The organism is Ectopseudomonas composti, from assembly GCF_900115475.1.
GTDB classification, from domain to species: domain Bacteria; phylum Pseudomonadota; class Gammaproteobacteria; order Pseudomonadales; family Pseudomonadaceae; genus Aquipseudomonas; species Aquipseudomonas composti.
Genome location: NZ_FOWP01000001.1, coordinates 706234 through 726445, shown reverse-complemented (window position 1 = coordinate 726445; position 20212 = coordinate 706234). Strand labels below are relative to the sequence as shown.

16 protein-coding genes are annotated in these 20212 nt (G+C 64.0%); 6 read left to right on the top strand and 10 right to left on the bottom strand.

The features are described from left to right. Positions 1–85 precede the first annotated feature (85 nt). From BM059_RS03185 to yccS, 4 genes are all read right to left on the bottom strand, one after another. Entirely contained in the window at positions 86–319 is a 234-nt protein-coding gene (locus BM059_RS03185; RefSeq protein ID WP_037003826.1) for a DUF2789 domain-containing protein, read from the bottom strand. Positions 320–384: 65 nt separating this feature from the next. Further along, positions 385–867: a GreA/GreB family elongation factor gene (locus BM059_RS03180; RefSeq protein ID WP_037003828.1), complete on the bottom strand. Its 483-nt coding sequence runs from the start codon at positions 865–867 to the stop codon at positions 385–387. A 45-nt stretch (positions 868–912) separates the two neighbouring features. Then, entirely contained in the window at positions 913–2718 is a 1806-nt protein-coding gene (locus tag BM059_RS03175) for a diguanylate cyclase (protein WP_074936664.1), read from the bottom strand. Between the two features lie 57 nt (positions 2719–2775). After that, a complete protein-coding gene (gene yccS, locus BM059_RS03170; RefSeq protein ID WP_074936662.1) occupies positions 2776–4947 on the bottom strand; it encodes a YccS family putative transporter in 2172 nt (723 codons plus the stop codon). A 175-nt stretch (positions 4948–5122) separates the two neighbouring features. Here yccS and BM059_RS03165 point away from each other — a divergent pair, with 175 nt between their 5' ends. From BM059_RS03165 to ald, 4 genes are all read left to right on the top strand, one after another. Then, positions 5123–5662 carry a TetR/AcrR family transcriptional regulator gene (locus BM059_RS03165; protein ID WP_083413221.1) on the top strand — a complete coding sequence of 180 codons (540 nt, stop codon included), beginning with the start codon at positions 5123–5125 and terminating at the stop codon, positions 5660–5662. 59 nt (positions 5663–5721) lie between these two features. Continuing rightward, a complete protein-coding gene (locus BM059_RS03160; RefSeq protein WP_074936657.1) occupies positions 5722–6423 on the top strand; it encodes a glutathione S-transferase family protein in 702 nt (233 codons plus the stop codon). Next, positions 6420–7103, top strand: a complete 684-nt coding sequence (locus tag BM059_RS03155; protein ID WP_074936655.1) for a glutathione S-transferase N-terminal domain-containing protein — start codon at positions 6420–6422, stop codon at positions 7101–7103. Before BM059_RS03160 ends, BM059_RS03155 begins: the two co-directional genes overlap by 4 nt. A gap of 92 nt (positions 7104–7195) precedes the next feature. Continuing rightward, positions 7196–8317: an alanine dehydrogenase gene (ald, locus tag BM059_RS03150; RefSeq protein WP_074936652.1), complete on the top strand. Its 1122-nt coding sequence runs from the start codon at positions 7196–7198 to the stop codon at positions 8315–8317. A 206-nt stretch (positions 8318–8523) separates the two neighbouring features. Here ald and BM059_RS03145 read toward each other — a convergent pair whose 3' ends face one another. Continuing rightward, positions 8524–10335, bottom strand: coding sequence for an SLC13 family permease (locus BM059_RS03145; RefSeq protein ID WP_074936651.1), 1812 nt, complete (start codon positions 10333–10335; stop codon positions 8524–8526). 467 nt (positions 10336–10802) lie between these two features. After that, complete coding sequence (locus BM059_RS03140; RefSeq protein WP_074936649.1) at positions 10803–11987, bottom strand: BaiN/RdsA family NAD(P)/FAD-dependent oxidoreductase; 1185 nt, start codon at positions 11985–11987, stop codon at positions 10803–10805. A 208-nt stretch (positions 11988–12195) separates the two neighbouring features. Here BM059_RS03140 and BM059_RS03135 point away from each other — a divergent pair, with 208 nt between their 5' ends. Next, positions 12196–12927, top strand: a complete 732-nt coding sequence (locus BM059_RS03135; protein WP_074936648.1) for a substrate-binding periplasmic protein — start codon at positions 12196–12198, stop codon at positions 12925–12927. On the opposite strand, the gene BM059_RS03130 is transcribed toward BM059_RS03135, so the two are convergent. From BM059_RS03130 to mdtD, 3 genes are all read right to left on the bottom strand, one after another. Further along, positions 12928–14163 carry a GGDEF domain-containing response regulator gene (locus tag BM059_RS03130; RefSeq protein ID WP_074936646.1) on the bottom strand — a complete coding sequence of 412 codons (1236 nt, stop codon included), beginning with the start codon at positions 14161–14163 and terminating at the stop codon, positions 12928–12930. Positions 14164–14354: 191 nt separating this feature from the next. Next, positions 14355–15731 (bottom strand): ATP-dependent RNA helicase DbpA, encoded by a 1377-nt coding sequence (gene dbpA / locus BM059_RS03125; RefSeq protein ID WP_037004454.1) that lies wholly within the window; start codon positions 15729–15731, stop codon positions 14355–14357. A 49-nt stretch (positions 15732–15780) separates the two neighbouring features. After that, positions 15781–17202 (bottom strand): multidrug transporter subunit MdtD, encoded by a 1422-nt coding sequence (mdtD, locus tag BM059_RS03120; protein ID WP_037004457.1) that lies wholly within the window; start codon positions 17200–17202, stop codon positions 15781–15783. 144 nt (positions 17203–17346) lie between these two features. Here mdtD and torT point away from each other — a divergent pair, with 144 nt between their 5' ends. Further along, positions 17347–18366 carry a TMAO reductase system periplasmic protein TorT gene (gene torT, locus BM059_RS03115; RefSeq protein WP_074936644.1) on the top strand — a complete coding sequence of 340 codons (1020 nt, stop codon included), beginning with the start codon at positions 17347–17349 and terminating at the stop codon, positions 18364–18366. Here torT and betA read toward each other — a convergent pair. After that, positions 18355–20061, bottom strand: a complete 1707-nt coding sequence (gene betA, locus BM059_RS03110; protein ID WP_074936642.1) for a choline dehydrogenase — start codon at positions 20059–20061, stop codon at positions 18355–18357. The two genes, torT and betA, sit on opposite strands and share 12 nt — an antisense overlap. Between the last annotated feature and the right edge of the window lie 151 nt (positions 20062–20212).

Below are 20212 nucleotides of genomic sequence, written 5' to 3'. Positions count from 1 at the left end.
CGCACCGATGCCTCGGCGATAGGGAAAAACGGTGCGCACGGCGCACCCTACGCGTCCGGCCCGGTATTTGATGCCAGCGGCGGTATCAGCCGTGCAGGCGTACGTTTAGCTGGTCGACCACCGGCGCCCAGTCGGCGTCTTCGAGGATTTCCTCGCGCAGCAGCGTGGCCTGCGCGGGTGTCCAGAACGGGGCCTCGGACAGTTTGCATGCGTCTGGCAGTGGCGAATGGGTGCTGATGAAGGCGTTGATGCTGGCGGCATCGTCAGGCAGGCCGAGTTGCTTGAACAGGGCTGGCAGGCTGTGGATTGGATTTTCCATGGTATTGGCTCTCGCTAGACGTGGTGTTCATCGCTAATTACCCACCCTAGCCCAGATAGTTCCACTTACGTGGCTGCCAGCACCTCGAAAACCTGCTGGCGACTCCCTACTGGCAGGCTTATCTCGTCGCCGGGCTTCTTGCCGAGCAGCAATTTCCCGAGCGGCGCGGTATTGCCCAGCACCTGGATGCACTGGTCGGCCAGTTGCAGTTTCATGCTGGCGCCTGGTGGGCCAAGGAACAGCCATTGTTCGTGGCCATTCTCGGCTGCAAGCTGAACCAGCGCGCCCAGCTCGATGCCCTGGGTCTCGTCGAACGGCCGCGGGCGTAACTGGCGCCAGGTGATCAGGGTCTGACGCAGCTCTTCGACGCGGCGCGCCTGGCCGCTGGCCAGATAGGCGGCTTCCAGCCCCAGGGTGTCGTACTTGTTCTCGGCGACGTTCTCTTCGTGGGTGGCAGTTTCGTGTGCGCTGAGGGCGGCCAGGGTGGCCTGTTCGAGGTCGGCCTGCAGGTGGGCGAGCACGTCTTGCAGCAGCAGATTCTTGTCCATGATGGGCTATCGAGTTCGCGGTGAGAGAAGGGCCATGGCCTCTCTTCAAAGAGGCTGGGGCGCCAGTTGTACGCGGTTGCGACCTTCGGCCTTGGCCCGGTACATGGCCGCATCGGCCTGGCGAATCAGCGTGGTGGCGTCATCGGTGCCGCGACTCAGGGCGATACCGATGCTGGCGCCGACGCGCACCGCACGATCTTCCAGATACATCGGCGTGTCCAGTCCTTCCAGCAGACGTTTGGCCAGGTCCTGCGCGTCCTCGGCCGATTGCACGTTCTCGCAGATCACCACGAACTCGTCACCGCCCAGGCGCGCCGGCAGGTCGGCATCGCGGATGTACTGGCGCAGACGCCTGGCGATTTCCGCCAGTACCTGATCGCCAAAACCGTGGCCGTGCTGGTCGTTGACCGGTTTGAAACCGTCCAGGTCGATGAGCATTACCGCGAGCAGCTCGTTGCGCCGCAGGCTGCGCGCCAGCGCCTGATCCAGATGCTGTTGCAGGGCAGTGCGATTGGCCAGGCCGGTCAGTGGGTCCTGCAGTGCCAGCTCACTGAGACGCTGATTGGCTTGCTCCAGTGCCATGGTGCGTTCGGTCACGCGCTTGGCGAGGATCTGCTCGTTGAGCTGCAGCGCCGCCTCGCGCTGGCGCTTGAGTTCGTTGAAGCGCGCCGCCAGGGCGAAGGACAGCAGGATCATCTCCAGCCCCGAGCCGATCTGCATGGCATACAGGGTGAGGAAGTTCGACGGAATCAGGGCGAAGTTACGCAGCGCCAGCAGCACTGCACCGGTCAGCAGCATCAGCCAGGCCAGGGCGAACAGGCGCGCGCCCGGCACCCGATAGCCGACGCAGACGAAACTGGTGAGCAGCAGCGTCAGGGTGGCAGTCAGACCGGTCAGCGACATCAGCTGCAGTGCACGCTGTACCGGCAGCAGTACCGTGGCCAGCACGGCAGCGCCGATGGTAATGCACAGCAGCAGCAGGCCCTTGTCCCAGCGCGGCAGCCATTGCCGGGTATCGAGGAAGCTGCGGGCGAACACCACCGACAGCAGCGCTGCCGAGGTCAGGCTGACCGGCAGCATGCGGTTGCTCCAGGGCGCGGCCTCTGACCACAGGTACTGAGCACCAAAACCGTTGAGCGAGAGCACGCTGAGGGCGAAGGCGAACATGAACAATACGTAGTTGAGGAAGGGCCGTTCGCGTAGGGCGAGGAACAGCAGCAGGTTGTACAGGCCCAGGGCGATCAGCACGCCGAAGTAGATGGCGTGCACCAAATAGCCGTTCTGGCTGTGCTGCTCGAAGTCACGTAGCGACATCAGCGCGCCGCTGAGGGTCATGCTGCCGCGCGAGTCGACGCGCAGGTACAGCGTGCGCTGTTCGCCAGGCTGCAGGACGATCTCGAACACCGGATAACGATGGCCGATGCTGCGTTCGGTATAAGGCACGGTATCGCCACTGCGTGACTCGCGCACGCCATCGCTGCCGATGTCGTACAGGCGCACTTCGTCCAGCGAGGCGTAGTTCAGCTCCAGGCGCCAGATGCGTGTGTCCTGGGCATCCGACTGCAGTTCCAGGCGTAGCCAGATCGCGCCTTGCACGTAGCCGAAGCTGAGGTCGCGGCGCGTCAGCGAGGGGGCAAACGGGGCGTCGGCTGCGCGCACATCATCCAGCGTCAGGCTGCCCTGCGGGTCGGCGAGAAAGTCGACCAGGCCGTAGAGGTCCTGCGCTGCGCTGTTTTCACTCAGGCGGGTATTGGCGAGGGATGAGTGACTGGTCAGTAGCAGGCAGCACACCAGCAGCAAGCCCGGCAGCGAAGTCAGGTAGGCGAGGGTGGTGTGGCGGTTGGCTGGCATGGGCAAGGCCTGGGAAATAGGCGTCGTCAGATAGTGGCAGAAAGCCCTGTGGGCCTGCTAGTGGCGATCTTTCTGCAGGTGCACGGCCAGGGTGCGCAGCGGCGCGAGCTGGCGGCAGATCAGTGCCAGTTGCGTCTGCACCAGGCGCTGGCGTTCGTCGACGTCATCGGCGATCTGCTCCAGCGTCTGCGCCAGTGCCTGTTCCTCGTCGCTGTGAATGGCCAGCGGCTGTTCGCCACGTAGGCCAGTGGCGATCTCGTCGAGGCTTGTGGCCAGTGCCTCGGCCTGCTCCAGCAATTGTGCCTGGGCGGCCTGTGGCAACTGCTCGCCGCGGTGGGCACCGAGACCTGACAGGTAGCTGAGCAGGGTGTGCGACAGCACCAGGAAACGAAATCCGAGGTCGGCGTCCTTACGGAAGTGCCCTGGCTCCATCAGCATGTTGCCGAGGGTGGTCGACAGCGCGGCGTCAGCGTTGTGCGCATTGCGTCGGGCCAGTCGGTAGCCGAGGTCGTCACGCTTGCCGCGCGCGTACTGGGCAATGATCTGCCGCAGGTAGGCGCTGTTGCAGCTCAGTGTGCTCGCCAGCATGCGGCCCAGGCGTCGGCCTTGCCAGTCCGGCAGGATCAAGAACACCGCCAGGCCGGCGATCAGGCCGCCGAGCAGGGTATCGATCAGGCGCGGCAGGAACAGCCCATAGCCATTGCCGATCTGGTTGAAGCAGAACAGCACCAGCAGGGTGATCGCCGCGGTGGCCAGGGTGTAGCGGGTGCTGCGGGTGGCGAAGAAGGCGACGCCCGCGATCACGGCGAACAGGGCCTGGATGCGCGGGTCGGGGAACAGGTCGAACAATGCCCAGCCGATCCCCAGGCCAAACAGCGTGCCGACGATACGCTGCACCAGCTTCAGACGCGTGGCGCCGTAGTTTGGCTGGCAGACGAACAGGGTGGTCAGCAGAATCCAGTAGCCCTGGGTCGGGTGAATCAGGTGCAGCAGGCCGTAGCCGGCGGCCAGGGCGATGGACAGACGCAGTGCGTGGCGGAATAGCAGCGAGGTGGGTGTCAGTTGCTGGCCGATCCGCTCGATGACCTCGCGCAACGAATGCGGCTCGCGGTCCAGCAGGCTGCTGTCCTGCTCATCGGCCAGGGCGTCGGGGTTGCTGGCGTTGCCCAGCAGCAGGTCGAGGCTGGCGAGGTTGCCGGCAAGTGCGCCGAGCGAGCGCAGCAAGCGGCGCCAGGCCGGGTTGCTTTGCAGATGCAGATGGTCGAGCGAGGCATGCAGGTCTTCCAGGGCCTGGCTGCACAGCTCGCGGTACTCGAACGGCTGGCGCAACTCGATGGCGCTGCCGAGGCGCTGGCAGGCTTCGCCGTGCAGGCGCAGCAGACGCTGGCAGCGAAACAGCACATCGCTGTGGAAGAAGGCTTCGGCCAGTTCGTTGTAGGGGTAGTGCGACGAACTGGCGCGCTCGTGGATGTCCTGGGCGAGGAAGTACAGTTTCAGGTAGCGATTGACCTTGGGGCCCGGGCGACCGCCGCCAACCCGGTGCAGGATGATCTCCTTGGCTGCGTTGAGCGCTGACACCACGCGTCCATTCTGCTGCGCCAGATCCAGGCGACGCTGCTCGATATCCAGCTGGCGCAGGGGTTCGAACAGGGCGGCCTTGAGCTTGAGGTACTTGCCCAGTTCGCGAAACAGCCGGGCCAGGCTCTGCTGCACCGGCTGATGGGCGAATAGGCCGTGCCAGATCACCGACAGCAGGCCGTACCAGGCGGCGCCCGCCACCAGCAGCAACGGCTCCAGCCACAGGCCGGTAACGCCACCGCGTTGCTCGACGCCGATCATGCTGTACACGGCGAGAATCAGCGTACCCGAGCCCAGGGTGGCGAAACGTTCGCCGAGGGTGCCGAGCATGGTCAGGCAGAACGCCGACAGCGCCAGAGCGACGACGAACAGCCAGGGATAGGGAAAGAGGAATTCGACTGCGTAGGCCGCTGCGCTGAAGCAGACCAGGGTCACCAGTACCGCGCCGAGGCGGCCTTGCCAGCTGTCGTCGGTTTCGGTCAGGGCGCTGGCGATGATGCCGAGAAACAGCGGAATCAACCCATGCATCCAGCCCTGCCACCAGCACAGCGCCAGGGCACCGGCCAGGGCGATGAACACCCGCAGGCTGGCGCTGAACTTGTCCAGCGCCCAGAGGCGGCGTAGCGATTGGCGAAGACGAGGGCGGGGCATACGAAGCCTGATCTGGGGCGATGCGTGCAGCCTACCGGAACTCGTCAGTCACTGGGTATCCAGCAGGGCTGCGCAGAGGCTATTGATTTTATGGACCGATTGGTTCTAAATTCACCCCATGACGACACGTGGACGCCCCAAGAGCTTCTGCCCGGACCGGGCCCTGGAAAACGCCATGCAGCTGTTCTGGCAGCGCGGTTACGAAGCCGCGTCGCTGCAGGACCTGCAGGCGGCAACCGGGCTATCCAAGAGCAGCCTCTATCAAACCTACCCGAGCAAACAGGCATGGTTCGTCGCGGCCTTCAGCCTGTACGTGGCGCAGCGCCGCGCCCTGCTGCTGGAGCAGCTGCAGGCCAGCGCCTCGCCGCTTGCGTTCATCCGCGAGCGACTGCTCAGCGTGCTCGAAGACGATGGCCCCGACGGCGTGCCGCGCGGTTGCATGCTGGTCAATGTGGCCAATGAATTCTCTCTGTCAGAACCGGCGCTGGTGCCGGTGCTGCAACAAGCTACGGCGGGTGTCTGCCAGATTTTCGAGCAGGCACTCGAACGTGCCGTGGCCGGCGGTGAGCTGAGCAATGGCAACAACCTTGGCGCCCGCGCCGCTTATCTGCAATGCGTGATGAGCGGGCTGCGTACCCAGGTGAAATCCGCGGTGTCGGCGGATTCGATCCGCGCCACCGTGGCTGTGGTGATGGCCGGCCTGGATTGCGCTTGAGCGACCTAGCGGCTTTTTTTCGGCTAATTTTGGACTGATTGGTTTTTAAAGGAGGTGATATGCGGGAGTTGTTCGAGCTGTGCGGCGCCGATCCTGAGCTGGTGTTTTCGCCCTATTGCTGGCGTGTGCGGTTGGCTTTGGCGCACAAGGGGCTGGACTGGCAGAGCCGGCCGATACGCTTCACCGACAAGGAGCTGATCGCCTTTTCCGGGCAGAAGCTGGTGCCGGTACTGAGCGACGGTGATGAAACCGTGCACGACAGCCTGGCCATCTTCGCCTACCTCGACCAGCGTTATCCGCAGCAGCCCTTGCTCGGCGATACGCTGGCTGCCGAGCGCGCGCGCCTGGTAGAGCGCCTGAGCTTTCACATGGTGCGCGTGCCGCTGTTGAAGATGCTGATTCCGCGCGTCTGGCAGGTGATCGACCCTGCTGACCGTGAGTATTTCCGCAGCAGCCGGGAAAAGGCGCTGGGCATGAGCCTGGAGGCGTTCGCCGATCCGCAGGGTGCTGAGCAGTTGTTCCGTGACGGCGTGGCGCCGCTGGAAATGTGGCTGCGCGATCAGCCCTTCCTCGAAGGCCAGGCGCCGGGCGGCTGTGACTACCTGCTGGCCGGCATGTTGCTGTGGGCCTGGTGCCTGGGCGCGCAGCCCTGGGCCGACGATTCGGCACTGGGCGCCTGGTTCGCGCGCATCCTGCAGGCGTATGAAGCGACCCATGGCCCGGTCAAGCGGGCTTCGATTCATCTGGAGGAAAAGCCATGATCGACCTGTACTACTGGACCACGCCCAACGGCCACAAGGTCAGCATCTTTCTTGAGGAAGCCGGGCTCGACTACCGCATTGTCCCGGTGCATATCGGCAAGGGCGAGCAGTTCGCGCCGGCGTTTCTCAAGATCGCGCCGAACAACCGCATTCCCGCCATCGTCGATCATGCACCGGCCGATGGTGGCGAACCCATCGCCCTGTTCGAGTCCGGGGCGATTCTCGAATACCTGGCTGACAAGAGCGGGCAGTTTCTGCCGCGCGAGACGCGTGCCCGCTTCAACGTGCTGCAGTGGCTGTACTGGCAGATGGGTGGCGTCGGACCGATGGCGGGGCAGAATCATCATTTCGTGCGCTACGCACCGGAGCCGATCCCTTACGCCATCGACCGCTACGTGAAGGAAACTGCGCGTCTCTATGGTGTGCTCGACCGCCAGTTGGCCGGGCGCGATTACGTCGCAGGCGAGTATTCCATCGCCGACATGGCCATCTACCCCTGGGCCAAGCTGTGGAAGATGCAGCAGCAGAAACTGGAGGACTTCCCCAACATGGCTGCCTGGCTCGAACGCATCGATGCACGCCCGGCGGTGCAGCGTGCCTATGCCCTGGTGGAGCAGGTGAACGCCGATCCGCAAGCGTTGCTCAGCGTAGAGGCGCGGCGCCTGCTGTTCGGCCAGTGACGAGCGGGCGAAATTTTTCGTGGATTTTCCTGTGAGCTGGCTCACGCTTTCCTAGACTTCACACTGTTGGCCCGCAATGGTTGGAGATGGTTATGCGAATCGGCGTACCCAAGGAAATCAAGAACCACGAGTATCGCGTCGGTCTCACCCCACAATCGGTAGCCGAGCTGACCGCGCTCGGCCATGAGGTGTGGATCGAAACTCATGCGGGCGCGGCCATCGGTTTTGCCGACGAGGATTACCTCGAGGCCGGCGCGCAGCTCGCCAGGACTTCGGCCGAGGTGTTCCAGCACGGCCAGTTGATCGTCAAGGTCAAGGAACCGCTGGCGGTGGAGCGCGCCAGGCTGCGCGCCCACCACACGTTGTTCACCTACCTGCACCTGGCGCCGGATCGGGCGCAGACCGAAGAGCTGATGGCCGGTGGTGCCACCTGCATCGCCTATGAAACGGTGAGCGATGCACAGGGCCGCCTGCCGTTGCTGGCGCCGATGTCGGAAGTGGCCGGACGCATGTCGATTCAGGCCGGGGCCGGCTGCCTGGAGAAGGCCCGCGGCGGGCGCGGCGTCCTGCTGGGCGGTGTGCCAGGCGTTGCTCCGGGCAAGGTGGTGATCCTCGGCGGTGGCGTGGTTGGCAGCCATGCCTTGGCCATGGCGGTTGGTCTGGGCGCCGACGTCACGGTGCTGGACAAGAGCGTCGATGCACTGCGCCGGCTCGATGCCCAGTACGGCAATCGCATCACCACGCTCTACTCCACTCGCGCGGCGGTGCGCGAGCAGGTATTGGCGGCCGATCTGGTAATCGGCGGCGTGCTGATCCCCGGTGCCGCCGCACCGAAGCTGATCACTGCGGACATGGTGCGGCAGATGAAGGTGGGCGCGGTGCTGGTGGATGTCGCCATCGACCAGGGTGGCTGCGCCGAGACCTCGCACGCCACCACCCATGCCGAGCCCACCTATGTGGTCGATGATGTGGTGCATTACTGCGTGGCCAACATGCCTGGTGCGGTGGCGCGCACCTCGACCCTGGCGCTGAACAACGCCACGCTGCCGTTCGTCGTGGCGCTGGCACAAAAGGGCACGCGTCGAGCCTTGCAGGAAGATCCGCATCTGCTCTCTGGCCTCAACGTCGCGCGCGGCATCATCACCTGTGCCAGCGTCGCCGAGGCGCATGACCTGCGCTTCCAGTCGCCTGCCAGCCTGCTCGAGCAGCTTTGAGAGCGCGGTCGTCGGCGTCTTTTCGGCCGGGTGGCCCTCGGTGCGATACCGCGCGGTGGCTAGTGGCGGTCGCTCAAGCGTGGAACGCGAGTGTGTAGGCGCCAGCTTGTTGGCGATCCATCGTGCCGACAGTCATCAGGCCCGTTGGCGAACAGCATCGCCAGCGAGCTGGCTCCTGCGCGTCCATAGCGCTGTATCCTCCCGAATCACAGCGGCCAAACCCAGAGCAGCAACGGGATGCTGACCAGCGCTACGAGGATTTCCAGTGGCAGGCCCAGGCGCCAGTAGTCGCCAAAACGGAAGCCTCCAGGGCTGAGAATCAGGGTGTTGTTCTGGTGGCCTATGGGCGTGAGGAACGAACACGAGGCGCCGATGGCCACGGCCATCAGCAAGGCGTCCGGGCTCACACCGAGCTGACTGGCGGCACTCAGGGCAATCGGGCACATCACCGCTGCGGTCGCGGCGTTATTCATGAAGTCCGAGAGGGTCATGGTGACGATCAGCAACAGGCCCAGGGTGATCACCGCATTGCCCTGTGCCAGCGTTTCCATCAGCACCCGCGCCAGCAGGTCTGCCGCGCCTGTGGTGGACATTGCCCCCGCCACCGGGATCAACGCGCCGAGCAGCACGATCACCGGCCAGTCGATGGACTCGTAGACGGCGCGCAGCGGCACCAGGCGCAGCAGCATGTAGGACAGCACCCCGCCGGCGAAGGCGATCGCCGTGGACAGCAGGCCGAACGCCGCCGCGACGATGGCCAGGATCATGATGCCAAGGGCCAGGTTGGCCTGTCGTGGGTCGGGAATATTGATGGCGCGCTCGGCAAGTGGCACGCAGTCATAATCGCTGGCGAACTCGCCGATATCCTCGGCACTGCCCTGCATCAGCAGCACGTCACCACTTTGGATCAGGGTCGAGCGCAGGCGTTTGATCGAACGATGGCTTTGCCTCGAAATAGCCAGCAGGTTGATGGAGTAGCGGCTGCGCAAGCGCGTGCTGCTGGCGGAGCGACCGATCAGTGAGGAGTCAGGTTTGACCAGCAATTCCAGCATGGCGCGGTCTTCACTGGTACTGGCTTTCTTCTCTGCCTCGCCGTCCTTGTCCTCGCGCTGTTCGGCCTCCTTGGCTTCGCGTTCGGCCTCCAGCAACAAGTCCAGCTTGCCGAGTACTTCGCCCAGCTCTTCAGGATCGGCTTCGATCACCAGCACGTCATCGGCCTGCAGCACGCGCCTCGGGTTGGGCGCAGTCAGACGCAGTTTGTTGCGTACCATGGCTACCACCTGGGCATCGGCTTCATCGAGCAACTGTTCGATTTCGCGCAGCGTCTTGCCCTGGGCCTTGCCGCCTTCCTTGACCCGCGCCTCGGTCAGGTAATGGCCGGTGTCGAAGCTGGCGGCGTTGCCCACCTCGCGCTTGGGCACCAGGCGCCAGCCGAGCAGGCTGATGAACAGGACGCCAGCCAAGGCCACGGCGACGCCGACCGGGCTGAAGTCGAACATTTCGAAGGGGCCGCCGCCATGCTGGGCGCGGAAGCTGGAAACGATCAGGTTGGGCGGCGTACCGATCAGGGTGGTCATGCCGCCGAGGATGGTGCCGAAGGCCAGCGGCATCAGCACGCGGCCCGGCGGCAACTCCAGGCGTGCAGCAATCTGCAGGGCGATGGGCATCAGCAGGGCGAGAGCGCCGACGTTGTTCATGAACGCCGAGAGCAGGGCGCCAAGGCTGGTCAGCGCGGCGATGGAGGGCAGCACGCCTGCGCCGCTGGGCAGCAGGCGTTGCGCCAGTCGGTTGACCGCGCCGGTGCGCTGCAAGCCATGGCTGAGCACCAACACGCAGGCGACGGTGATCACCGCCGGGTGACCGAAGCCGGCGAAGGCTTCACGTTCCGGCACAAGGCCGGCGATTACGCAGGCTAGCAGTGCCGCAATAGCCACCACATCGTGGCGCCAGCGGCCCCAGATGAACAAGCCCATGCTGGCGACGAGAATGACGAAGATCTGGCCTTGTTCGAGAGTCATGAAGCGGCGCCGTCCCTGTGATTGCAGCTTTGCATCTGCTGTTCATAGCAGAGTCTGGACGGCGTCGGCAGTTCCCAGCGCGCCATCAAGCGGGGCGCAATATTTTGGTTCTTCGCATTCTCGCGGGTAGGATGCGCTTGGCACCGGACTGGCAAGTTTGTGTGCGTATTGCTTACTGGCTTAGCACTATCCATTACCGAGTTCACTGAACGTTTGGGTTGCGCCCCTTACGGGCGCCACACCTTTCTTGCTTGCCCAAGAAAGGGGTGCCCTTCTCTTTGGTTACTTTCTCTTGGGCAAGCAAGAGAAAGTAACTCGCCCGTGAGGGGCGAAACCAAGACGCAAGATCGACACGCCAATGATCTTGGCCCGTAGATAAATAGCGCTGCGTACAGAACACACAAACTTGCCAGTCCGGCGTCAACAAGCACTTCCCCCAAACTGTGCGAAGAACCAATATTTTGGCCTCAGACGTATTGCGCGGCGGCGTAACCCGAGGCCCAGGCCCATTGGAAGTTGAAGCCGCCGAGATGCCCGGTAACGTCGAGCACTTCGCCGATGAAATACAGCCCCGGAACCTTGAGCGATTCCAACGTCTTCGATGACACCTCGTCGGTATTCACACCGCCCAGAGTCACTTCCGCGGTGCGGTAGCCTTCGGTGCCGGCCGGCACCAATTGCCAGTCGGACAGGCGCTCGGCAATCGCCTTCAGCTCGCCAGGCGTGTACTGCTTGATGGGCTTGTTGCTGAACCAGGCGTCGACCAGCAGGGTCGCCATCTTCTTGGTGAACAGCTCGGCCAGCAGGGTTCTCAGCTCGCTGTTGCCGCGCTCGCGCTGTTGTGTCGCCAGCCATTCGGGCAGGTCGATGTGCGGCAGCAGGTCGATGTGCAGGGTATCGCCCGGCTGCCAGTAGGAGGAGATCTGCAGGATCGCCGGTCCCGACAGCCCACGGTGAGTGAAGAGGATATTCTCGACGAAGCTCTGGCCGTTGCAGCTCACCCGGCAGTCTTCCACCGAGGTACCGGACAGTTCGCTGCACAGCTTCTTCAGCTGTGGATCGGTGATGGTGAAAGGCACCAGCCCGGCGCGGGTCGGCAGCAGTTCGTGGCCGAATTGCTTGGCCACCTGATAGCCGAAGCCGCTGGCGCCCAGGGTTGGGATCGATAGCCCGCCAGTGGCGATCACCAGTGATTGGCAGCTTATCTCGCCAATATCGCTTTGCAGCAGGAAGCCGCCTTCGGTCTTGGCGATGCTCTGCACTGCCGTATCGAGGCGAATCTGCGCGCCAGCTTCAGCACATTCGGCCAGCAGCAGTTCGAGGATGTCGCTGGACTTGTTATCGCAGAACAGCTGGCCAAGCTTCTTCTCGTGGTAAGGCACGCCGTGTTTGGCCACCAGGCCGATGAAGTCCCACTGGGTGAAGCGCGCCAGGGCGGACTTGCAGAAGTGCGGGTTGCCGGAGAGGAAATTGCTCGGCTCGCAGTACATATTGGTGAAGTTGCAGCGCCCACCGCCGGACATGAGGATCTTCTTGCCGGCCTTGTTGGCGTGATCGAGCACCAGCACGCGGCGGCCACGGGCGGCCGCGCTGGCTGCACACATCAGGCCGGCGGCCCCTGCGCCGATGATCAGTACGTCGGTTTGCAACACGAGATGTCCTCAGATGAATCAGCTGACGCAGCCAGCGCCGCGCGAAAACCGCTGAAGTTTACCCGAAGCCGCTCTGGGCCGCCGGTCCTGAACAATGCGTTGGCGGCCGTTATGGGGCGCCCGAATGACTGTCTCAGATATGAGACAGTGACGAGTGGCGTTGTGCCTGCTATCACTAGAACTGATCATTTCTGATGGGTCGCCACCAATGCTCGCTCTGCGTGCCTGGCTCTTGCTCTTGCTGCTGTCGCCGACACTGGTCTCGGCTGAACTGTTGCGTCTGGTGGCGGACCCCTGGCCGCCGTTCAATGACCAGCGCCTGCCCGGCAAAGGTCTGGCCAGTGATCTGGTGGAGCAGGCGTTGGCCCGTGCCGGCTACACCACCAGCTATGTGGAGGTGCCCTGGGAGCGGGCAGTGCTGGGGCTCAAGCGTGGGGATTACGATGTACTGATCAACGCCTGGTACAGCGCTGACCGCACCGAGTATGGCTATTTCTCCCAGCCCTATCTGGTCAATCGCATCCGTTTCATGCAGCGCAAGGGGAGCAACATTCGTTTCGAGACCCTGGCCGACCTCTACCCGCACAGCATCGCGGTGGTCAGGGGGTATGCCTATTCCAAAGAGTTCGACAGCGACCCGCAGTTGCTCAAGGTCGGGGTCAGCAGTTTCGAGATCGCCGCGCGCATGCTGCACGCCGGACGCGTGCAGCTGGCACTGGAGGACGAGTTGGTTGCGCGCCACTTGCTCGGGCGCAAGTTGAGCAGCATTCGCGATGAGCTGGAGTTCCTGCCGCTGCCCTTGAGCGAGAACGGCCTGCATATCCTGGTTCGCCGCAGCCTGGCTCAGCATCGAGAAATTGCTCGGCGCTTCGATGCGGCGATTCAGGCCATGAGCGACGACGGCAGCTATGCCGCGACATTGAAGCGCCACAGCCCCTGATCAGACCAGTACGGTACGCGCGCGACCCTGCTGCTTGGCTCGATACAGGCGAATGTCGGCTTCGTGCAGCAGGCTTTCCAGGTCTTCCGGTTCGCCCTTGTAGAGCCCAGCGCTGAACGACAGTGCCGGCGCGCCGACGGCATAGTGCAGGCCGGCGCATTGCCGACGCAGTTTATCCAGCGCCTGGACCACATGCTCGGCACTGTGCAGGGTGAGCAGCGCGAACTCTTCGCCGCCGAGGCGCCCCAGCAGCATATCGGGGAAGGCATTGCTCATCGCCCGAGCGAACACCACCAATGCGCTGTCACCGCTGGCATGGCCGAAGCCGTCGTTGATCTGCTTGAAATGATCGAGATCAAGCATTGCCACGCTGACTTCGCGCTGCTCGCGTTGCGCCTTCTGCAGCATCTGCATGCCCTGTTCGTAGAACGCACGGCGGTTGTTCAGGCCGGTCAGGGCATCGAACTGCGCCGCTTTCTTCAACGCGCGCATCAGGTCGCGCCGCTCCAGGGTCGACATCACCCGGCAGTTCAGCTCTTCCGGGCAGAAGGGCTTGCGCAGGAAGTCGTCGGCGCCGTGCTTGATGAACTGCGCACTGAGCGAGCCCTTGGGGTCGGCGGATACACCGATGATGATCAGGTCGTTGAGACGCAGTTTCTGCCGCAGCAGCTTGACCAGCTCGAAGCCGCTGACGCCGGGCATGGCGTGGTCGAGCACCAGCAGGTCGAGATCCGGGTGCTCATTGAGCTGGCGCAGGGTCTCCTTGCCGTCGCTGGCCTCGATGATTTGGTAGTGGTGCGGCTCGAGAATGTGGCGAATGTAGTGGCGCTGCGCGGTGGAGTCGTCGGCGATGAGTATCTTGATATGGCTGTTGTGGTCGAGCCGGTGCAGCAGGCGGAAGGCATACTCGTAAGAGTGTTGGCTTTCCTTGAGTACGTAGTCGACCACGCCCTTCATCAGCAGGTCGTCACGGCGCTGCTCGTTGTAGCTGCCACTGAGTACGATGCACGGCAGGTGATAGCGCATCACCAGGTCGACACTTTCGCCGTCCGGTGCATCCGGTAGGTGCAGGTCGACGATGGCGGCGAAGAACAGCTCGGACGAGGTCTCCAGCATCACCTCTGCTTCTGCCAGTGAGGCACAGAAGATCGGCTCCAGATCGGTTTCCTGACGGAACAGATGTTCGAGGATCTTCAGTACCAGTGGACTGTCTTCAATGACCAGAATATTGCGCATGGGTAACTCCGGCCCAGGCCGTTTGATGCTTTATATCAGCCTAAGAGCCCGTGCGCGATCTTGCGAGCCAGAGTGATACAAAACCGATGGCGCCTGCACAAAAACGCGACGGCCATCGCGTCGCGTTCGCCTGCAAGGCGCTCAGCGAGCGCCCAGGCGTGGGTTCAACGTAGCGCAGCAGAGGGCGGTGCTTACAGCAGACGCACACGCAGCGTGCGGCCCTTGATCTTGCCCTCGCTCAGGCGCTTCAACGCCTGGCGCGCCACGTCGCGCTGCACGGCGACGAAGGCCTGGTAATCGAACAGGGCGATCTTGCCGACCTGATCGCCCGGAATGCCGGCATCGCCGGTCAGGGCGCCGAGGATATCGCCGGGGCGCAGCTTCTCCTTGCGCCCGGCACCGATACACAGAGTGTGCATTGGCGGCAGCAGCGCTTCACCGCCCGCCTTGGCTGCCGGCAGCGGGTACCAGGCCAGCTCCCGGCCTTGCTGCGTTTCGATGGCCTGGGCACGGCCAGCTTCGGCCGGTGCCACCAGACTCAGCGCCAGACCTTTCTCGCCGGCGCGGCCACTGCGGCCGATGCGGTGGATATGCACTTCGGCATCACGCGACAGCTCGACGTTGATCACCATCTCCAGCCCGGCGATATCCAGGCCGCGCGCGGCGACGTCGGTAGCCACCAGCACGCTGAGGCTGCGGTTGGCGAACAGGGCGAGGATCTGGTCACGCTCGCGTTGCTCCAGATCGCCATGCAGGGCAGCGGCGGAAATCTTCTCGGCTTCCAGTTGTGCGGCCAGTTCATCGCACTGCTGGCGTGTGGCACAAAACGCGACTACCGGCTGCTTGCGGAAATGCCGCAGCAGCGTGCTGACCGCCTCCAGGCGCTGGCCAGGGGCGATTTCGTAGAAGCGTTGTTCGATCTGCCCGTCATCATGCTGCGCTTCGACTTCGATTCGCTCAGGGCTACGCAGGAAACGTGCGGCGAGTTGCTCGATGCTGCTTGGGTAGGTGGCAGAAAACAGCAGGGTCTGCCGGCGCGCCGGGGTCTGTTCGATGATGTCGCTGATGCTGTCGATGAAGCCCATGTCGAGCATGCGGTCGGCTTCGTCGAGTACCAGGGTATTGAGCCCGTCGACCTTCAGCGTGCCCTTGCGCAGGTGCTCCTGTATCCGTCCCGGCGTGCCGACGATGACGTGGGCGCCATGCTCCAGTGAGCCGATCTGCGGGCCAAAGGGCACGCCACCGCAGAGGGTGAGCACCTTGATGTTGTCGGCGGCGCGGGCCAGGCGGCGGATTTCCTTGGCCACCTGGTCGGCCAGCTCACGGGTCGGACACAGCACCATGGCCTGGCAACCGAAGTAACGTGGGTTGAGCGGATGCAGCAGGCCGATGCCGAACGCTGCGGTCTTGCCGCTGCCGGTCTTGGCCTGGGCAATCAGATCGCGGCCCTTGAGAATCAGCGGCAGGCTTGCGGCCTGGATGGGCGTCATCTCGGCATAGCCGATGGCGGCGAGATTGGCCTGCATGGCGGCAGAAATGGGCAGGCTGGCGAAGGCAGTAGCGGTCACGGCAAGAACTCGGGGATGGAGAAACAGGCCGGCAGTGTAGCAGGCCCACTCATTCGTCCGCTGAAACCTCGATATTGCGGCCGCTACGGCCATCGTTCGTGTCCAGTTGCAGGAAGATCGCCGCCGCCAGCATCGACAGCAGGCCGACGCACAGGTAGGTAGCCTGGAACGCTTCGAGCACGTGGCTGGTGTCGCCGAATTCACGGCTGAAACCGCTGAGCAGCGCCGCTGCCGAGGCAACGCCGAGGCCCATCGCGAGCTGCACCACCACCGACAACAGGCTATTGCCGCTGCTGGCGTCGCGGTTGTCCAGATCGATCAGGGTCACGGTATTCATCGCGGTGAACTGCAGCGAATTGCAGGCGCCAATCAGGCTCAGTTGGATAATCAGCTGCAGCGTCGAAGTCTGTGCATCGACCAACGCCAAGCTGGCGATCAGGGCACCGAGCAGCAGGGTGTTGCTGGTGAGGATATTGCGGTAACCGAGACGTTCGATCAGCGGTTTGGCCAGGGGTTTGGCTGCCATGGCCGCCAGTGCCAGCGGGATCAGGCTCATACCGGCCTGGGCCGGCGAGTAACCCATCGCCAGTTGCAGCAGCAGTGGCGTGAGGAAGGGTAGCGCGCCGCTGCCGAGGCGGGCGAACAGGTTGCCGATGATGCCCACGGCGAAGCTGCGGGTGTGAAACAACGCTGGTGAGAACAGGGGGTGTTCGATGCGCCCGGCGCGCAGCCAGTAGGCAGCCAGGCAGGCCATTCCGCCGAGCAACAGCAGCACCACGCGCATGATCGGCAGGTGCAGTTCGCCGAGCCCCTCCAGCGCCACGGTGATCAGCAGCATGGCGGCGCCGAACAGCAGGAAGCCGGCCGTATCGAAACGACTGCGTTCTGGCCCGCGCAGGTCTGGCATATGGCGCAGCGCCGCCCAGCAACCGAGCAGCCCCACCGGCAAGTTGATCAGGAAGATCCAGTGCCAGCTGGCCACCTCCACCAGCCAGCCGCCGAGGCTTGGGCCGATCAGCGGGCCGAGCAGGCCGGGCAGGGTGATGAAACTCATGATCCGCACCAGCTCCGAACGTGGATAGGCGCGCAGCACCACGAGGCGCCCGACTGGCATCATCAGGGCGCCGCCAAGGCCCTGGATGACCCGTGCGCCGATCAGCATGCTGAGCGACTCCGACAGCGCGCAAAGCAGCGAGCCGAGGCTGAACAGGGCGATGGCACCGAAGAAAATGCGCCGCGTGCCGAAACGGTCGGCAATCCAGCCCGAGGCCGGAATCAGCAGGGCCACGGTGAGCATGTAGGCGATCACCACCGACTGCATGCGCAGCGGGTCTTCGTTGAGGTCGCCAGCCATGGCCGGGAGGGCGGTATTGAGGATGGTGCCGTCCAGCGTCTGCATGAAGAAGGCGATGGCAACGATCCAGGGCAGCAGGCGGGCGGTTCTTGGGTCGAGCAGGGCGGGGTTGGTCATGCTGTTCTCATGGTCTGTACGCTTCACTCTAGGCCGCTGGCCGGACCCGGGCAACTGCAGGTTGTCGATGCCCGGGCAGGTGTCAGAGGTGGTGCTACGCTGGGTTGACTGGCACATCGCCCCGCAAGGGCTAAGGATGGCTTCATGCGCTGGTTATCTCTGTGGCTTTCGTTGGCCTGCCAGCCGCTGCTGGCAGCCGAGTGGTTTCCGTATCCGGTACGCGCCGATGGTCGACTGCTGGATTACCGGCCTTTGCCGGTGGCCAGCCAACCTTGGCGGATCTGCGCGCTACTGCCCCATGGCAAGGACCGCTACTGGTGGGGCGTGGCCTGGGGTCTGGATCAGGAGGCCAACCGTCTGGGCGTGCGCCTGGGCATCTATGAGGCCGGTGGCTACGAGCATGCCGATGTGCAGGTTGAGCAGTTCGAGCATTGCGTGGCCGAGGGCGCCGATGCCTTCGTCGTCGCCAGCATCAACACCTATGACCTGTGCAGCGCGGCAGAAGTGCAGAGCAAGGCGGGGCGGCCGGTCATCGATCTGGTCAATCGCCTGGAGTGCCAAGGACTCAGCGCGCATTCACGGGTCGACTTCGCCGACATGGCGCGTACCACGCTCGAGTATCTGGTGCGCATCAGCGGCGGCCGGCCGATTCAGGTCGGTTGGCTGCCTGGTCCAGCCGATGCAGGCTGGGTACAGGATGCCGAGCTCGGCATGCGTGACGCCTTGCCCGGAACCAAGGTGACCCTGGTCCATGGCGGCTACGGTCCGGTGGATCGCAGTCGGCAGGCGCAACTGGCGCGCGAGCTGTTCAAGCAGCATCCACATCTGGATTACCTGATTGCCAATGCCGAGGCGGCGGCCTTCGCCGCGCAACTGGTGCGCAATATCGGCTCCGAGGCACAAGTGCTGTCGCTGTACGCCACCGAACGGGTGCTGGAACAGATTCGCGAGGGACAGGTGCTGGCCGCGCCCACCGACTCACCTGTGATTCAAGCGCGCATCGCGCTGGATCTGGCCGTTCGTGGCCTGCAGGGCGAAAAACTGCCGCAACTGGTGAGCCCGCAAATCGAAATGCTCGACGCGGACTCACTGGATCGCTTCGACCTCGGCCGGCTGATGCCGCCCGAGGGGCACTGGATGATCCGTCAGGAGTTACCCGACTAACCTGTCTTGCTGACTGCGCAGCGGCGTACCGCGCACTGGGCGCTCGCCGGCGACGAAGTAGGGCGCGGTGCTGCGCGGCAGAGGTTGGCGGCCGCGAATCCGGTCGGCGATCTTCTCGGCCATCATGATGGTGGTGGCGTTGAGATTGCCGGTGATGATCTCCGGCATGATCGACGCATCCACCACGCGCAGCCCCTGCAGGCCGTGAACGCGGCCCTGAGCATCGACCACCGCCATATCATCTTCGCCCATCTTGCACGAGCAGGAGGGGTGGAAAGCGGTTTCCGCATGCTCGCGGATGAAGGCGTCCAGCTCGGCATCGCTCTGTACGTGAGCACCGGGGCTGATTTCACGGCCGCGATAAGGATCGAGTGCCGGCTGCGCCATGATCTCGCGGGTGAGACGAATGCCGTCACGGAACTCCTGCCAGTCCTGCTCATGGCTCATATAGTTGAACAGGATGCTCGGATGCTGGCGCGGGTCCTTGGACTTGATCTGGATGCGCCCGCGGCTGGGCGAACGCATCGAGCCGACGTGGGCCTGGAAGCCGTGCTCGTTCACTGCATTGCTGCCGTTGTAGTTGATCGCCACCGGCAGGAAATGGAACTGGATGTTGGGCCAGGCGAACTCTTGGCGGGTGCGGATGAAGCCACCAGCCTCGAACTGGTTGCTGGCGCCGATGCCGTTGCCGGCAAACAGCCATTGCGCGCCGATGCCCGGCTGGTTGAGCAGCTTGAGCGCCGGGTACAGCGATACTGGCTGAGTGCAGGCGTACTGCAGGTACATCTCCAGGTGATCCTGCAGGTTCTGGCCGACGCCTGGTAGCGCGTGTACCAATGGCACATCCAACTCGTTCAGCAGCGCGGCGGGGCCGACGCCGGAGCGTTGCAAAATCTGCGGCGAGGCGATGGCGCCGGCGCACAGCAGCACTTCGCGGCGCGCACGGGCGGTGACGGTGTCGTTGGAGTTGCCGATCAGGTAACTGACGCCGCTGGCGCGCTTGCCGTCGAACAAGATGCGGTCAGTGGTGGCGTGGGTGACGATGGTCAGGTTGGGACGTGCCCGTGCCTGGTCCAGATAGCCACGCGCTGTACTGGCGCGGCGACCTTCCGGGGTCACGGTACGGTCCATCGGACCAAAGCCTTCTTGCTGGTAGCCGTTGAGATCGTCCGTGCGCGGATAACCGGCTTGTACACCAGCTTCGATCATGGCGTGGAACAGCGGGTTGTTGCCGGCCTTGGGGGTGGTCACGCTCACCGGGCCGTCACCACCGTGGTAATCGTTGGGGCCGATATCGCGAGTTTCCGCCTTGCGGAAATACGGCAGGCAATCGAGATAGGTCCAGTCTTCCAGACCCTTGGCCTTGGCCCAGCTGTCGAAGTCCAGCGCGTTGCCGCGGATGTAGCACATGCCGTTGATCAGCGACGAGCCGCCCAGGCCCTTGCCACGTCCGCATTCCATGCGGCGGTTGTTCATGTACGGCTCGGGGTCGGTCTCGTAGGCCCAGTTGTAGCGCCGGCCCTGCAGTGGAAAGGCCAGGGCGGCAGGCATCTGGGTGCGGAAGTCGAGGCGGTAGTCGGGGCCGCCGGCTTCCAGCAATAGCACGCTGACGTCCGCGTCCTCGGTCAGACGAGAGGCCAGAACGTTACCGGCCGAACCAGCACCGATGATGATGTAGTCGAATTCCTGCGTCATGATTCCTCCTGTTGCCCGGGAGCAACCCGGGAGAACGTGGATGAATGTCCCCGGACGGTATCCGGGCTACGGGCGGCGATTTCTTGTAGGAGCGGATTCATCCGCGATGCCTTTCGCGGCTAAAGCAGTACGCTGCCCAGCCGCTCCCACG

Coding starts and splice junctions, on each gene's coding strand:
- BM059_RS03185 (WP_037003826.1), bottom strand. CDS start 319: ATGGAAAATCCAATCCACAGCCTGCCAGCCCTGTTCAAGCAACTCGGC.
- BM059_RS03180 (WP_037003828.1), bottom strand. CDS start 867: ATGGACAAGAATCTGCTGCTGCAAGACGTGCTCGCCCACCTGCAGGCC.
- BM059_RS03175 (WP_074936664.1), bottom strand. CDS start 2,718: ATGCCAGCCAACCGCCACACCACCCTCGCCTACCTGACTTCGCTGCCG.
- yccS (WP_074936662.1), bottom strand. CDS start 4,947: ATGCCCCGCCCTCGTCTTCGCCAATCGCTACGCCGCCTCTGGGCGCTG.
- BM059_RS03165 (WP_083413221.1), top strand. CDS start 5,123: ATGCAGCTGTTCTGGCAGCGCGGTTACGAAGCCGCGTCGCTGCAGGAC.
- BM059_RS03160 (WP_074936657.1), top strand. CDS start 5,722: ATGCGGGAGTTGTTCGAGCTGTGCGGCGCCGATCCTGAGCTGGTGTTT.
- BM059_RS03155 (WP_074936655.1), top strand. CDS start 6,420: ATGATCGACCTGTACTACTGGACCACGCCCAACGGCCACAAGGTCAGC.
- ald (WP_074936652.1), top strand. CDS start 7,196: ATGCGAATCGGCGTACCCAAGGAAATCAAGAACCACGAGTATCGCGTC.
- BM059_RS03145 (WP_074936651.1), bottom strand. CDS start 10,335: ATGACTCTCGAACAAGGCCAGATCTTCGTCATTCTCGTCGCCAGCATG.
- BM059_RS03135 (WP_074936648.1), top strand. CDS start 12,196: ATGCTCGCTCTGCGTGCCTGGCTCTTGCTCTTGCTGCTGTCGCCGACA.
- BM059_RS03130 (WP_074936646.1), bottom strand. CDS start 14,163: ATGCGCAATATTCTGGTCATTGAAGACAGTCCACTGGTACTGAAGATC.
- mdtD (WP_037004457.1), bottom strand. CDS start 17,202: ATGACCAACCCCGCCCTGCTCGACCCAAGAACCGCCCGCCTGCTGCCC.
- torT (WP_074936644.1), top strand. CDS start 17,347: ATGCGCTGGTTATCTCTGTGGCTTTCGTTGGCCTGCCAGCCGCTGCTG.
- betA (WP_074936642.1), bottom strand. CDS start 20,061: ATGACGCAGGAATTCGACTACATCATCATCGGTGCTGGTTCGGCCGGT.